This window comes from Neohoeflea coraliihabitans (genome assembly GCF_019334345.1).
In the GTDB taxonomy this organism is placed as follows: Bacteria; Pseudomonadota; Alphaproteobacteria; order Rhizobiales; family Rhizobiaceae; genus Pseudohoeflea; species Pseudohoeflea coraliihabitans.
Window position 1 is genome coordinate 87,364 of the sequence record NZ_JAHWQX010000001.1, and the last position, 13,938, is coordinate 101,301.

12 protein-coding genes and 1 riboswitch are annotated in these 13,938 nt (G+C 63.2%); of the genes, 4 read left to right on the forward strand and 8 right to left on the reverse strand.

Translation table 11 applies throughout. From position 1 onward, the window contains the following. Positions 1-5 precede the first annotated feature (5 nt). The 8 genes from cobO to KY465_RS00545 all read right to left on the reverse strand — a co-directional run bounded on the left by cobO (position 6) and on the right by KY465_RS00545 (position 9,407). Positions 6-620 carry a cob(I)yrinic acid a,c-diamide adenosyltransferase gene (gene cobO / locus KY465_RS00510; RefSeq protein WP_219157271.1) on the reverse strand — a complete coding sequence of 205 codons (615 nt, stop codon included), beginning with the start codon at positions 618-620 and terminating at the stop codon, positions 6-8. Next, positions 613-1,080: a GNAT family N-acetyltransferase gene (locus KY465_RS00515; RefSeq protein ID WP_219157274.1), complete on the reverse strand. Its 468-nt coding sequence runs from the start codon at positions 1,078-1,080 to the stop codon at positions 613-615. Before KY465_RS00515 ends, cobO begins: the two co-directional genes overlap by 8 nt. Beyond that, positions 1,073-4,843 (reverse strand): cobaltochelatase subunit CobN, encoded by a 3,771-nt coding sequence (cobN, locus tag KY465_RS00520; protein ID WP_219157276.1) that lies wholly within the window; start codon positions 4,841-4,843, stop codon positions 1,073-1,075. The genes KY465_RS00515 and cobN overlap by 8 nt, the downstream gene beginning before the upstream one ends. Before the next feature lie 3 nt (positions 4,844-4,846). Then, the gene (gene cobW / locus KY465_RS00525) at positions 4,847-5,911 is read right to left on the reverse strand and encodes a cobalamin biosynthesis protein CobW (protein WP_219157279.1); all 1,065 of its coding nucleotides are present in this window, start codon (positions 5,909-5,911) and stop codon (positions 4,847-4,849) included. A gap of 11 nt (positions 5,912-5,922) precedes the next feature. Further along, positions 5,923-6,471, reverse strand: coding sequence for a bifunctional adenosylcobinamide kinase/adenosylcobinamide-phosphate guanylyltransferase (gene cobU / locus KY465_RS00530; protein WP_219157282.1), 549 nt, complete (start codon positions 6,469-6,471; stop codon positions 5,923-5,925). Then, positions 6,472-7,242 (reverse strand): CbtA family protein, encoded by a 771-nt coding sequence (locus KY465_RS00535; RefSeq protein ID WP_219157285.1) that lies wholly within the window; start codon positions 7,240-7,242, stop codon positions 6,472-6,474. It abuts the gene before it with no gap. A gap of 12 nt (positions 7,243-7,254) precedes the next feature. After that, positions 7,255-7,431, reverse strand: a complete 177-nt coding sequence (locus KY465_RS00540) for a CbtB domain-containing protein (protein ID WP_219157288.1) — start codon at positions 7,429-7,431, stop codon at positions 7,255-7,257. 77 nt (positions 7,432-7,508) lie between these two features. Next, a riboswitch (cobalamin riboswitch) is annotated at positions 7,509-7,887 on the reverse strand. A gap of 20 nt (positions 7,888-7,907) precedes the next feature. Then, on the reverse strand, positions 7,908-9,407 hold the full coding sequence (locus KY465_RS00545; RefSeq protein ID WP_219157291.1) for a cobyric acid synthase: 1,500 nt from the start codon (positions 9,405-9,407) through the stop codon (positions 7,908-7,910). 253 nt (positions 9,408-9,660) lie between these two features. Here KY465_RS00545 and KY465_RS00550 point away from each other — a divergent pair, with 253 nt between their 5' ends. The 4 genes from KY465_RS00550 to KY465_RS00565 all read left to right on the forward strand — a co-directional run bounded on the left by KY465_RS00550 (position 9,661) and on the right by KY465_RS00565 (position 13,765). Further along, entirely contained in the window at positions 9,661-9,798 is a 138-nt protein-coding gene (locus tag KY465_RS00550) for a hypothetical protein (protein ID WP_219157294.1), read from the forward strand. A 913-nt stretch (positions 9,799-10,711) separates the two neighbouring features. Further along, positions 10,712-11,716, forward strand: a complete 1,005-nt coding sequence (locus tag KY465_RS00555) for an ABC transporter substrate-binding protein (RefSeq protein ID WP_219157297.1) — start codon at positions 10,712-10,714, stop codon at positions 11,714-11,716. A 95-nt stretch (positions 11,717-11,811) separates the two neighbouring features. Next, positions 11,812-12,699, forward strand: coding sequence for an ABC transporter permease (locus tag KY465_RS00560; protein ID WP_219157300.1), 888 nt, complete (start codon positions 11,812-11,814; stop codon positions 12,697-12,699). Then, a complete protein-coding gene (locus KY465_RS00565) occupies positions 12,692-13,765 on the forward strand; it encodes a quaternary amine ABC transporter ATP-binding protein (protein WP_219157303.1) in 1,074 nt (357 codons plus the stop codon). Before KY465_RS00560 ends, KY465_RS00565 begins: the two co-directional genes overlap by 8 nt. Positions 13,766-13,938 lie beyond the last annotated feature (173 nt).

The following is a 13,938-nucleotide window of genomic DNA, read 5'->3' on the forward strand; positions in this document are numbered from 1 at the left end:
GGCGCTCAGTATTCAACCCCGATCTGCGCCTTGATGCCGGAGCGGAACGGGTGCTTGACCATCTCCATCTCGGTGACCAGATCGGCGCATTCGATCAGCGCCTCCTTGGCGTTGCGCCCGGTCAGGACAACATGCGTCATCGCTGGCTTCTCGCTCTCGAGAAACTCCACCACTTCGGCGACATCGATATAGTCATAGCGCAGCGCGATGTTGATTTCGTCAAGCAGGACCATGCTGTTGCGCTCGTCGCGGATCAATTCCTTGGCCTTGTCCCAAGCAGCTTTCGCCATGGCGATATCGCGCGCCTTGTCCTGGGTCTCCCAGGTAAAGCCTTCGCCGAGCGTGTGAAATTCGCACAGATCGGCGAACCGCTCCTCGATCAGGTTGCGCTCGCCGGTGGCCATCGCCCCCTTGATGAACTGCACCACCGCGCATTTGCGGCCATGCGCGATGTGGCGGAAAATCATCCCGAAGGCGGCGGTCGATTTCCCCTTGCCCTTGCCGGTATGGACGATCACCAGACCCTTTTCATCGGTCTTCGTCGCCATGATCTTTTCGCGCGCCGCCTTCTTCTTCGCCATCTTCATGGAATGGCGGGCGAGATCCTCGTCTTCACTCATCTTGATCAATCTCCTTTGCGGCGTGCTTTGTTTCACCTGTCGCGGCAAGTTTCCTGGCAAACCAGATGCGTTGCGGATGCCCGTCAATAGCCGGAAGCCGTCCGATCTCGCGGTAGCCAAGCTTGCGGTAGAACGCGGGAGCCTGAAAGGTGAACGTGTCGAGATACACGCCCGACCACCCATGTTCCCGCGCCACATCCTCCGCCCGCCGGATCAATTGCATGCCGACTCCCCGGCCGCGTGCCTCCGGCGTCAGCGCCAGCAATTTGACAAACAGCCAGCCGAGCTGGCCGTAGCCTGACAGCCCGCCCAGCAAAGTGCCATCCGGCTCGCGCGCCTCCAGCACCACCTCGACCGGGTTGAACGGCACGCCGAGCGCATCGGCCGCCTCGTCCAGCATCGCGTCAAGACGCGCCGCCAGTTCCACTCCACCGGTGGCAAGGCGCCGGATCTCAACCATCTGCCGTTCTCCCCGCCGCCAGCTCCTCCAGCGCGAACATCGCCGAATTGGAGCGCGGCGTCCACAATTGCCGGTCGATCGCCTCGCCGAACCGCTCCGCCATCTCGCGCAACGCGTCCGGGTTCTTCTCGCGCAGAAAGGCCAGAATCGCCGCATCGCACAGATAGGCGGCGTACAGCGCTTCGAAATGATGATCGCGCACCGCCCCGGTCGTCGCCGCAAAGGCGAACAGATAGTCGACCGTCGCCGCCATCTCGAATGCGCCCTTGTAGCCGTGCCGCATGACGCCAGAAATCCACTTCGGATTGGCCGCGCGGCCGCGCACGACCCGGGCGATTTCCTCTTCCAGCGAGCGGATCAGCGGCCGCTCGGGCCGGGAATGATCATTGTGATAGATCGCCGGCCGCTGCCCCGACAGCGCCTCGACAGCCGCCGTCATGCCACCTTCGAACTGGTAGTAGTCGTCGGAATCCAGAAGGTCATGCTCGCGGTTGTCCTGGTTCTGCACCACCGCCTCGACGCCCGACAGCCGCTTTTCGAACAGGCCGCGCGCCGCCTGCCCCTCTGCCTGCCCGTCGCTGCGCGCGCCATAGGCGTAACCGCCCCATACGATGAACGCCTCGGCGAGATCGCCGCGAGCGCTCCATCCCTTCTCGTCGATCAGCGCCTGCAGACCGGCGCCATACGACCCCGGCTTCGACCCGAAAACGCGGAACGATGCATTGCGGGCCGCCTCCTCGCTGCTTGCGCCTGCGGCGATCAGCTCGGCCTTCTCGCGGACAAAGCGCGCCGCGAGCGGATTGTCCGCCGCTTCCTCGTCGCGCTCCGCAATGGCCCGTGCGGCGCGGTCGAACAGGGCGATCTGGTCGGGAAACGCATCACGGAAAAATCCGGAAATGCGCAGGATCACGTCAACCCGCGGCCGCGCCATCTTGGCCAGCGGGATGATCTCGTAACCGGTCACCCGGCGTGAGGCGGTATCCCACACCGGTTTGGCGCCGATCAGGGCCATCGCCTGGGCGATATCGTCGCCACCGGTGCGCATGTTGGACGTGCCCCAGGCGGTCAGCGCCAGCGAGGTCGGCCATTCTCCATGATCCTGGGCGTGGCGGGTCACCAGCAGTTCCGCCGATTTGCGCCCCAGTTCCCAGGCCGCGGGGGTCGGAATGGCGCGGCTGTCGACCGAATAGAAATTGCGCCCGGTCGGCAACACATCCGGCCTGCCGCGGGTTGGCGCGCCGGATGGCCCGGGCGCCACGAAGCGTCCCTCGAGCGCCGTCAGAACGCCCTTCAGCTCGGCTTGTCCACAGGCCGTCACGGCAGGTATCAACCGGTTGTGGATTTCCGCCATCACGGCCGCACTCCGCCTCCAGCCTTGCGGGACGGACAATGCCCCGGAAACCAGCGCACTTGCCAGCAATTCGATGCGCTCGACCGTATCGCCGCAACTGCGCCAGGGCGCTGTGGACAGGCTGTGGAAAAGCTGTGGACGAGGTCCGTGCCAGGGGGCGGAAAAGTCGCAATCGAGCGGATCGAAATTCTGACCCTCGGCCGCCAAACCGTCTGCCGCCAGCGCCCGGTGCAGACTCGCCTCACCCGCTGCCGTCCCGCGCGGCAGACGCGCCAGCGCCACCACAAGATCGTCACGCAGACGCCCCGCCGGGGCCACGCCGAAGACATGCAGCCCGTCGCGGATCTGCATCTCCTTGAGATCGCAGAGATAGGCATCCAGCTTCTGCAACGCCAGATCGTCGTCATCCGCTTCCGCAATGCCGGCATCCTCATCAAGCCCGATGTCGCGCACCAGTTCGAGGATCTGCCCTTTGAGCAATTTCAGACGTCGCGGATCATGTCCCGAAGCCTCGTAGAATTCATCCACCAGCGCTTCCAGATCGGCCAGCGCCCCGTAGCTCTCGGCGCGTGTCAGCGGCGGCGTCAGATGATCGATGATCACCGCCGAACTGCGCCGCTTTGCTTGCGTTCCTTCGCCGGGGTCATTGACGATGAACGGATAGATGTGCGGCACCGGCCCGAGCACCGCCTCCGGGTAACAGGCCGATGACAGGGCCAGCGCCTTGCCCGGCAGCCATTCAAGATTGCCGTGCTTGCCCATATGCAGGACCGCATCGACACCTTCGACCGAGCGCAGATAGGCATAAAAGGCGAAATAGCCGTGCGGCGGCACCAGGTCCGGATCGTGGTAACTGGCTTTCGGATCAATATTGTAGCCCCGCGCCGGCTGGATGCCGACCAGGGCATTGCCGAACCGTTGCAGGGCGAGACGAAAGCTGCCGCCGGCAACCATCGGATCGGCCTCCGGCTGTCCCCACCGCCTGACCACCGCCTGGCGCACGGCGTCAGGCAGAGACGCGAAGAAGTCCCGGTAGTCGCCGAGTGGCAGGCTGGCAACGCCATTGTCCTGGCGCTTCCCGGCCGAACCGCGCGCATTGGTCGGTCCCTCACGCAGCCGCGCAATCAACTGATCGCCGTCCGCCGGCAAATCAGGGATCCCATAGCCCGCCCCGGACATCGCCCGCAGCACCTCGAGCGTTGCCGCCGGCGTATCCAGCCCGACACCATTGGCGATCCGCCCGTCGCGATTGGGGTAATTGGCGAGGATAATCGCCACCTTGCGCACCGCCGCCGGCGTGCTTCTGAGCGCCGCCCAGCCCTTCGCCTGCTGCGCAACGAAGCGCATGCGCTCGCGATCCGGCGCATGCGTGACGATATTGGTCTGCACGCGGTCGTCATAGCGCGCCGCCGCCTTGAAGCTGACGGCACGCGTCAGCACCCGGCCATCGATTTCCGGCAGCGCCACATGCATCGCCAGGTCACGCGATCCCAGCCCTTGCGAAGAACCGGCCCACGCATCGCGCCCGATGCTGGAAAACAGGGCCTGCAACACCGGTGCGCCGGTGGCCTCGAGCACTGTGCCGGTTGTTTCGCCACCGGGTGAGGCGACCGCGAAGCCGGTGGCGTTGAGCACGATGGCGGGCGGCATCTCGGCAAAGATTGATTGCACGACGCCCTGCGAGACGCCGTCCTTGAGGCTGGCGACAAAAATCGGCAAGGGATTGAGCCCCTCGCCGCGCAATTCCTCGATAAAGGCATCGACCGGCGTCAGCTGCCCGCTCTGCACCAGGGCCCGATAAAAGACCAGCGCCGCCACCGGCCGGTCCGGTGCGAAAAACCGCGACGACAGGCTGGCCACCGACGGTGCTGCCTCTCCCGGCCAGTAAAGGCCGGCACGCAGCAAGGGTGCGGCCGGTGGCGGCGCCTCCGCATCACTCAAACAGGCTTCGCAAGCGGTGACGAAGCGCGACATGTTGAGCGCCCCGCCCTCGCTGAGATAGTGCCCCAGCTGTTGCTGCCAGGCCGCATCGACCGTCGACAGTGCCGCCAGTTCCGGGTCGGGTCGCTCGTCACCGGGCAAGACAGCCAGCTTGATGTCCTGCGCCGTGGCCGCCGCATGAATGGCTTCGAGCGCATAGGAGAAGTAGCTGACGCCGCCCAAGGCCCGCACGACAATCAGCCGCGCCTTGCACACCGTCCGTTCCACATAGGTGTCGATCGACAGCGGATGGCGCAATTGCGTCAGACTGGCCAGGCGCCAGTCCAGCCCCGCCCCGCCGCAAGCCTGCGCCACAGCCGCCAGTTCGGTGTCGGCGGCACTGAGGAAGATCACATCACCCGGCGTCTGCGCAAGATCGAGCGCCTCGCCCTCCTCCGCCAATGTCCCCTGTTGTGCCGCCAGAAGATGCATGGTTCAGCCTGACTGGCCGTCAAGCGCCGCCATCTCCGCTGCGATGCCTTCGCGATCGAGCCCGTGCAGGCCAATCACCACGAGCCGCGTGGTGCGACGCTCGCCCGCCGCCCACACGCGATCGAAATAACTGTCGAGCCGTCCGCCGACCGCCTGGATCACCTGCCGCATCGGCTTGCCGCCGATATCGGCAAATCCCTTGAGACGCAGGATGTCATGCCGGGTGATCAGCGCTTTCAGCTCGGACAGGAACCTCTCCGGATTGCTGACCGTGCCGAGTTCGACAACAAAACTGTCAAATTCATCATGGTCGTGATCATGATCGGCGCCTTCGTGATGCAGTTCATGATGCGATTTGCGATTGCCGATGTCGTCTTCCGTCCCGACGCCAAGACCAAGCAGCACTTCCGGCGCCACGATGCCGTTCTTCGCCGCAATCATCGCGGGCTGACGCTTGAGATGCGCATTGATGCTGGTGCGGATCGTCTCGAGCTCTCTTTCGTCGACAAGATCGGCCTTGTTCAGGACAATGAGGTCCGCGGCGGTCAACTGGTCCTCGAACAGCTCCTCGAGCGGACTTTCGTGATCGAGGCTCTCATCATCCGCCCGCTGCGCTTCCAGCCGATCGTGGTCATCGGCAAACCGCCCCGCTGCCACGGCGGCGCTGTCAACCACGGTGACGACCCCATCGACCGTCACCCGCGTCTTGATGCCCGGCCAGTTGAAGGCATTGACCAGCGGTTGCGGCAGCGCCAGCCCGGAGGTTTCGATGACGATGTGATCGGGTCTCTCCTCGCGCTCGAGCAGCTTCTCCATTGTCGGGATGAAATCGTCGGCAACCGTGCAGCAGATGCAGCCATTGGTCAGTTCGACGATATCCTCCTCACTGCAGGCTTCGGCACCGCAGCCGCGCAGCACCTCGCCGTCGACGCCAAGATCGCCGAACTCGTTGATGATCAGCGCAATGCGCTTGCCGCCGGCATGGCCCAGCATGTGGCGGATCAGCGTCGTCTTGCCGGCCCCGAGAAAGCCGGTGATCACCGTCGCCGGTATCTTTGCCTGTGTCATGGTGTCCCTGTTCAACCCTTCATTTTCAACGGCAGCCCGGCGGCCACGAAATAAACCGCTCCGCTCAGAGCCGCGATGTCCTGATGCAAACGCCCGGCATGGTCGCGGAAGTCCCGCGCCAGGCTGTTGTCCGGCACGATGCCGAGCCCCACTTCGCTCGATACCAGCACCAGCGGACCGCGATAGGCCGCGATTGCCGTGCAAAGTCGCCCGCATTCTGCCGCGATATCATGCTCGGCGAGCATGTGATTGCTCAGCCACAGGGTCAGGCAATCAACCAGCACCGCCGCGGGTGCCTCGACCGCCATTGACAGAGCATCGAGCGCCGCGGCCAGGTCGAGCGGCACTTCGCGCGTCTGCCAATCAGCCCCGCGCCGCTGGCGATGCTGCACAATGCGCGCCTGCATCTCGTCGTCTCGCGCTTGCGCAGTGGCGATATAGAGGCGCGGCCCGGCATGCTCCGCGACCAGCTGCTCGGCGAAAAGAGACTTGCCCGAGCGCGCGCCGCCAAGCACCAGCGTCGTCTTCCCCTGCCCCGGCGCGCTCCCTTCCGGCGTCATTCACACCGCCTCGGCAGGCACAGTTTCGGCGTCCACCCGCGACAGGAAGAAGCCGAGCAGCCCGCCAAGCAGCAGCCAGAAGAACAGCGTCGTCGCCAGCGCCGCAGTGGCATATTCGGAGGCCAGCAGCGCCGGAACATCCGAACTGATGTCGTTGGGCACCGGCGCACCGTACAGATGCGGAGCGGCAATCAGCGCCACGCCGAGGATCTTCGCGGCAAATTTCGGCTGCATGACGAGGAAATACAGCCCGACAGCCGACAGCGCGACGGTCGACACCCACCAGATCTGCCGCTGCGCCAGATCGACATAGGGAAAGCCCGGCAATTCCGGCGGCAGACCCCAACCCGGCGCCAGTTGCACGGAAAACCAGCCGGCAGCGCCCAGCATCAGGCCGCGCACGACCCCCTCCCGACCGGCCGGAAAATTCAGCCCGGCAATCAGGGCCGCGCCGGCCAGCAGCAGAGCGAACCCGCCCCCGGCGACCAGATTGGCCAAGACGGTGTTGCCGAAGCGTCCGAGATGCAGAAAGCCGGCGCCATCGTGACTGTGGCCATCGGCGTGGTGGTCGCTTGCCGGGGCGCTATCGGACCCGGCAGACACAGCGGCATCGACATCCGGCGCCGCGCCGTGATCGTACGCCGCACCACCGCTTTCATAGGTTTCAGCCTGTTCGATCAGCGGCACCAGCCGCGCATATTGCGCCGGTGTCATCAACAGACCAGCAATCAGCCCGGCGGCAAGCGCCGCCAGGAAAATCCTGACAATCATCGGAAATCCCCCTCAGTGACAGGGGAAGCCGTAGGCGTGACGCGTATCGTGCGCCGCTTCGTGCAGCGCTGACGAATGTGCCAAACCGACGCCGAACACCAAAAGTGCACCGACAAACAGGGCAGCAAGCCCGGCCTGCAGCCGCGTATCCGCGCCGGTCAGCGTCGTTGAAAAAGTTCTTGCAGCCATGACAACCTCCGTGAATGGCCTCGGGACCCGTTGGTCCCTGATGTCGCCCGGAAAGACAGTTTTCCGGATTCGGGCCCAGTGCCCTTTCACGAATGGCAGGTCTCCTGGCTCACGGTTGACGGTGAGCAGCCTTTTCGGCTTGGCTCACCTGCAGCGCCTGTCGGCCTTCCCGGTGGGACAAGCGGCATGAAAACGGGACGATTCGTAGACAAAGAGGCGTCCGCGCCTTGGTTCATCATGCCGCCACACCAGTGGCGCTCCGTCCGGTCCCGCTGACATCATTCCGGCCCTATTGCCTGTGATGTCGAAAGGATCCTTTCGGTGACAGCCGCCTCGCCGTACTACAGTCGCGGGGTCGGCTGCGATTTGGATGCCCGACTTGGGTCCATCCCTCGCATTCCCTTTTGATCCTGGAGCGCTGTTCGCGCTCCTGGAACCACTCGGTCCTCAACTGATACGTCGCACCCGGCAGGCTGTCAATCACAGCCGCCAGCACAATGGGTCGCCGCCCCGTCAGCGCCGGCAGCCGCACAATGCAGCAATTGCGCTACGTCAACGCAGTCTTCAAGCGTCGCAGCGATCCGGTCGAGCGCCTTGTCGACTTCGGCGCGGTAATCAGCGATCCGGCCCGTGCCTCCGAGCGATGACAGCAACGTGGCGCGATACGCATCGCTGTCGAAAAAGCCATGCAGATAGGTGCCTGCCACGCGTCCATCGGCGGAGCAGGCCCCGTCCGGCCGGCTATTGATCATCGCAAAAGGACGCAGGCAATCGGCGCCCCGCGTCACGCCCATGTGGATTTCATATCCCGATAGATCCGCCCCGGATGCGACGCTGCGCGCGGTCACATTGCGCACGGTCTTGCGCGGCCGCAATTCGGTTTCGATGTCGAGTAGACCCAGCCCCTCGGCCTGGCGCAGCGGACCCTCGATACCGTGCGGATCGCTGATGTGACGGCCAAGCATCTGCAATCCGCCGCAAATGCCGAGCACCCGCCCGCCGGCCTTGAGATGCGCCTCGAGATCCCGATCCCAGCCCTGTTCGCGGAAACCGACAAGATCGCTGATCGTCGATTTTGTGCCGGGAAGAATGACCAGCGCCGCATCGGCCGGCAGACGCTCGCCGGGCCGCACGAAGCAAAGTTCGACCTCCGGCTCGGCCGCCAGGGCATCGAAATCGTCAAAATTGGCCATGCGCGAGATCATCGGCACGGCAATCTTCACCGGCGCCGACGCGGCGTCCGCAAGCCGCTCGAGCACCACCGAATCCTCCGCCGGCAGGCGGCGCGCATCCTGCAGCCACGGCACGATGCCGAAACAGGGCCAGCCGGTAAACCGCTCGATGGCGCTCACCCCTTCGGCAAACAGCCCGGCATCGCCGCGAAACTTGTTGATCAGATAGCCGCGGACCATCGACCGGTCATCCTCGTCAAGTAGCGCATGCGTTCCGACCAGCGAGGCAATAACCCCGCCGCGATCGATATCGCCCACCAGCACCACCGGCACATTGGCGGCACGCGCAAACCCCATATTGGCGATGTCGCCGCCGCGCAGGTTGATTTCCGCCGGCGACCCGGCCCCCTCGACCAGCACGATGTCGGCCGCCGCCGCAACCTTTGTGAAACTTTCGAGAACCGGCGCCAGCAATTGCGTTTTCAGGCGCTGGTAATCGCGCCCCTGCGCCTGGCCCCACACCTTGCCATGCACAATGATCTGGCTGCCGGTCTCGCTCTGCGGCTTGAGCAGCACGGGGTTCATATGCACCGACGCCGGTGTGCGGCAGGCCAGGGCCTGCAACCACTGCGCCCGGCCGATCTCGCCCCCATCCTCGGCGACCGCCGCATTGTTGGACATGTTCTGAGGCTTGAATGGGCGCACGGCGAGGCCGCGATTGGCCAGCAGCCGGCACAGTCCGGCAACCAGCACCGTTTTGCCGACATCCGACCCCGTCCCCTGCATCATGATCGCCCCGGTCATGCCGTCCCCCGCATCTCGCACGCGCCTTCGCTCATCGCAGCGCCGACCCCGTTGTCAATCATGTTTGCGTCGCGCTGGCGAGCGCCCATGTTTGCGTCGCGCGGGCGAGCCTCCGAGAATTTTTTCGCCAACCGTCAAAATTGCGACATCCGATGCCGCTTTTGCTGGCGCATGAGCAGGCGATTCGGTCTAGCTTAGGATAGCGGAACACGGCCGGTCCGAGTTTCAGTTGCCATCTCGTGTCGGAAGGAAGATGGAAATGCTGTTTATCTTCAATAAATCGAACGGTGTACAGATCGCTTGGCACAGCCAGGCTCCGCAGAGCAAGTTCGGCCGCGGCGGATTGGCCAGTGGTTTCGCCCGGCTGATCCGCACCCGCTCCGCCGGCTGAAAACCTTCTGATTTCGACAGACCACCAGACCCGACGGCCCGCGCCGCCGGTCGGGGAAGCGTGGCCGAAGATTGGGCCGCCGCTCCTCGGGCCCGGGTCCTGGGCGCATTGGCTTTGCCTGCGCGCATTGGCTTTGCCTTCGCGTAATGGCTGGCCTGTGTGCATCCGGCAGCGAAACTTGACACCTTGATGGGTCCGGTTTCCCGCGGCTGAACGCCACTCATTGCTCCCCGCGCGGAGGCTGGCGCGGCGCTGCATCAGGCCGATCGGCATGATCTGAGATGTGCATTTCGCAAGTTCAGGCGCGGAGTACAGGGCGTTCGCGCTGATTTTCTGATCAGCCGCGCATCCGCCGCCCTTACTTGCAGACGCGCGAAAGCCGCCCGATTGCAAAACAATTGGGCGGCTTGCCAAAGATACGCATGGCGCCTCGATCACCATACACGTGAGAGGCTCAAAACCCCGGTACGCAAGACCTGATCCGGAGCCGCCGACGGTGTCCCCCGCCGCACCAATGTTCTAACCTGTAGATTCTTACCGGGGAGTTAGTGAAACCCTAAGCAAGGATGAACGCGTCGTTTTTTTCGTTAACGCCGACCGTCGCCAGGGCCCCTTTCATTCCGCAAGGTTCTATCCGCGACATAGCAACTTTGCGCGCTCGGCTGTTGATTTCCTTGGCCAACCGCTTAGGTTAGAAGCTGGCTTAAACGTCGCATGGTTTCCGCATGCCGGTTCCCACCGGACAAAAGATGCAACGGATGTCGCAAATAAGGCATCTTGATGTGCTTCCTTTCATGTTGCGGAAAATCGCACGCGTCGTGCCTTCCGACACTTCGGGTTTCGGTCAATGCAGTTGCCGGAAGCCGGAACAGATGAAACTGCATCCACGACATAAAGACTGGGAGGTCTTTTCATGACGAAGCTTCTTGCTTCCACTATCCTCGCCGCTGGCCTGATGGGCTTTGCCGGCGCCGCTTCCGCACAGGAAGATTGCGGTCGCGTCACCATCGCCAACATGAACTGGGCATCGGCCGAGGTGCTGGCCCATATCGACCAGATCATCCTCGAAGAAGGCTATGGCTGCGATGCCGAGCTTGTCGCCGGTGACACCACGCCGACGCTGACCTCGATGATCGAGAAGGGCGAGCCGGATGTTGCGCCGGAAGCCTGGATCAACGCCATGCGCACGGTGCTCGACAAGGCGACCGAAGAAGGCTCGCTGCATTACGCCGCTGAATCGCTCAGCGACGGCGGTGTCGAAGGCTGGTGGATTCCAAAATACATCGCTGACAAGCATCCGGAGATCAAGACGGTTGAAGACGCCCTCGACCATCCGGAAATCTTCCCGCATCCCGACGATGCCGAAAAGGGCGGCCTCTACAACTGCCCTGAAGGCTGGGGCTGCCGCATCAACACCACCAACCTGTTCAAGGCCTATGAGGGCGAAGAGCACAATTTCGAACTGGTGGAAACCGGCTCGGCTGCCGGCCTCGACGGCTCCATGGCCAAGGCCTATGAAAGCGGCGATCCGTGGTTCGGCTACTACTGGGCGCCGACCGCCATTCTCGGCAAATACGAGATGGTCAAGCTCGAGTTCCCCGCCGAACACAACAAGGAAGAGTGGGACAGCTGCATCACCGTTCCCGATTGCGCTGATCCGAAGCCCAACTCCTGGACCAAGTCCGAGGTCTATACGGTGGTGACCGACCGCTTCAAGCAGGCCGGCGGCCCGGCCTATGACTATCTGGAAACCCGCAGCTGGCCGAACAGCACGGTCAACCAGCTGCTGGCCTGGATGGCCGACAACCAGGCCTCCGGTGAAGATGCCGCTCGTCATTTCCTGAAGGAAAACGAAGACATCTGGACCGAGTGGGTCACGCCGGAAGCGGCTGAAAAGGTCAAGAAGGAAGTGATGTAAGTCACTTTCCGTTAAGTGTGGCGGGCTTCGGCCCGCCACTTTAATTTTGCGCCTGCCAGATCGGCGGGTGCAGGGGTTTTTTGGGGAACACGGGTATGGAATGGCTCATCGAATTTCCGGCCATGGATCGCGACTCGCTGACCGCCTTTAAGAAGGCGATCGACTTTGCGTTCCGAGATTTTACGCGCGCTTATGGCGATGCGTTCGAAACGGCTTTGCTGCCGGTCAAGTGGTTCATGTTCTGGATGGAAGACCTGCTGACCGAATCGCCATGGCCGCTGGTGCTGCTTGGCATTGCCTTCATCGCCTGGCTGGCCAGCCGCAGCCTGAAGATCACGCTCGGCGTGATCATAACCTTGCTGCTCATCGGCTATTTCGACATGTGGGAAGACACCATGAAGACCATCGCCATGACGGTTGTGGCAACGCTTCTGGCAATCATCGTCGGCATCCCCATCGGCATTGTCATGGCCCGCTCCAACAAGGTGCAGACGATGATCAATCCGGTGCTCGACGTCATGCAGACCATGCCGAGCTTCGTGTATCTCATCCCCGTCGTGATGCTTCTCGGCATTGGCCGGGTTCCCGGCCTCATCGCCGTGATGGTCTACGCCATTCCACCGATCATCCGCCTGACCAATCTCGGCATTCGCCTGGTTGACAAGGACGTCCTGGAAGCCGCCGACGCGTTCGGCTCATCCAGCTGGCAACGGCTGAAAAACGTGCAGATGCCGCTCGCCCTGCCCACCATCATGGCTGGCGTCAACCAGACCATCATGATGGCGCTGGCCATGGTCGTCGTCGCCTCGATGATCGGTGTTCCGGGTCTCGGCCTGCCGGTGCTGAAAGCCATCTCGAACCAGTATTTCACACTCGGCGTTCTCAACGGCCTCGCCATTGTCGGTATCGCCATCATCTTCGACCGCGCCAGCCAGGCTTATGGCAAGCGGCTGCAAAAACATCTGGAGGTCGTTCATGGCTGATCCTGCCCCCGAGATCGGCATTTCGATCCGCAATCTCTACAAGATCTTCGGCCCCAACCCCGAAGCCTATATCGACGCTGTGCGGCAGGGGATGAGCAAGACCGAGCTCAATGATCAGCACAATCACGTGCTCGGCTTGAAGGACATCAACATCGACATGCCGCGCGGCGCCATCCAGGTGGTGATGGGGCTGTCGGGATCGGGAAAATCCACCCTGATCCGCCACATCAACCGCTTGATCGATCCGACCGTTGGCGAAGTCATCGTTGGCGACCAGGATGTGGTCAAGATGAGCGAGACCGAGCTGCGCGAATTTCGCCGTCACCAGACGGCAATGGTGTTTCAGAAATTCGCCCTGCTGCCGCACCGCACGGTTCTCGACAACGTCGTTTACGGTCTCGAGATCCAGGGCATCCCGCGCAAGAAGCAGGAAGAGGAGGCCCGCCGCTGGATCACCCGCGTCGGACTTGAAGGCTTTGAGGAGTCCTATCCCAATCAGCTTTCCGGCGGCATGCAGCAGCGTGTCGGCCTGGCCCGCGCTTTGACCAACGACGCGCCGATCCTTTTGATGGACGAAGCCTTCTCGGCACTCGACCCGCTGATCCGAATGGACATGCAATCGGTGCTGCTCGATCTGCAGAAGGAAATCCGCAAGACCATCGTCTTCATCACCCACGATCTCGATGAGGCGCTGCGTCTTGGCGACCGCATCGCCATTCTGCGCGATGGCGAGGTGATTCAGCAAAGCACCGCCCAGGAAATCGTCCTGCGTCCGTCCGACGAATACATCTCGAGCTTCGTGCGCGAGGTCAATCGCGGCCGGGTGATCTCCGTCGACATGGTGATGACGCCGCTTTCCGAAGCCGAACCTGGCGCCATGACGGTGCGCTCCGGCTCCGTGCTGGAAAACGCCGCCAAGAAGATGACCGAAAAATCCGCCAATCATGCCATTGTCATCGACAAGGCCGGCAAGCCGATCGGCGCGCTCGACATCCAGGATGTCATTTCGGCGATGGTGACGCCGGTCGACCACACCATGGTCGAAGACGAGGAAGATGCCGCCTGACGCCAGCTCCGGCGGACCGACCGGCAATCAGACTTCAATTCTGGCCCGTGGCGCCGTGGCGCCGCGGGTTTTTTGTTGAGGGCCGCGACCGCTTGCGTTGACATAAAGAAAACTTTATATCAACGACCGAAAACCCCGCGCACCGTTTACCGGCCTGAAGCCATGCCATCGCC

Excerpts from the sequence above, each read along its gene's own strand:
- cobO (WP_219157271.1), bottom strand. The coding sequence starts at position 620 with ATGAGTGAAGACGAGGATCTCGCCCGCCATTCCATGAAGATGGCGAAG.
- KY465_RS00515 (WP_219157274.1), bottom strand. The coding sequence starts at position 1,080 with ATGGTTGAGATCCGGCGCCTTGCCACCGGTGGAGTGGAACTGGCGGCG.
- cobN (WP_219157276.1), bottom strand. The coding sequence starts at position 4,843 with ATGCATCTTCTGGCGGCACAACAGGGGACATTGGCGGAGGAGGGCGAG.
- cobW (WP_219157279.1), bottom strand. The coding sequence starts at position 5,911 with ATGACACAGGCAAAGATACCGGCGACGGTGATCACCGGCTTTCTCGGG.
- cobU (WP_219157282.1), bottom strand. The coding sequence starts at position 6,471 with ATGACGCCGGAAGGGAGCGCGCCGGGGCAGGGGAAGACGACGCTGGTG.
- KY465_RS00535 (WP_219157285.1), bottom strand. The coding sequence starts at position 7,242 with ATGATTGTCAGGATTTTCCTGGCGGCGCTTGCCGCCGGGCTGATTGCT.
- KY465_RS00540 (WP_219157288.1), bottom strand. The coding sequence starts at position 7,431 with ATGGCTGCAAGAACTTTTTCAACGACGCTGACCGGCGCGGATACGCGG.
- KY465_RS00545 (WP_219157291.1), bottom strand. The coding sequence starts at position 9,407 with ATGACCGGGGCGATCATGATGCAGGGGACGGGGTCGGATGTCGGCAAA.
- KY465_RS00550 (WP_219157294.1), top strand. The coding sequence starts at position 9,661 with ATGGAAATGCTGTTTATCTTCAATAAATCGAACGGTGTACAGATCGCT.
- KY465_RS00555 (WP_219157297.1), top strand. The coding sequence starts at position 10,712 with ATGACGAAGCTTCTTGCTTCCACTATCCTCGCCGCTGGCCTGATGGGC.
- KY465_RS00560 (WP_219157300.1), top strand. The coding sequence starts at position 11,812 with ATGGAATGGCTCATCGAATTTCCGGCCATGGATCGCGACTCGCTGACC.
- KY465_RS00565 (WP_219157303.1), top strand. The coding sequence starts at position 12,692 with ATGGCTGATCCTGCCCCCGAGATCGGCATTTCGATCCGCAATCTCTAC.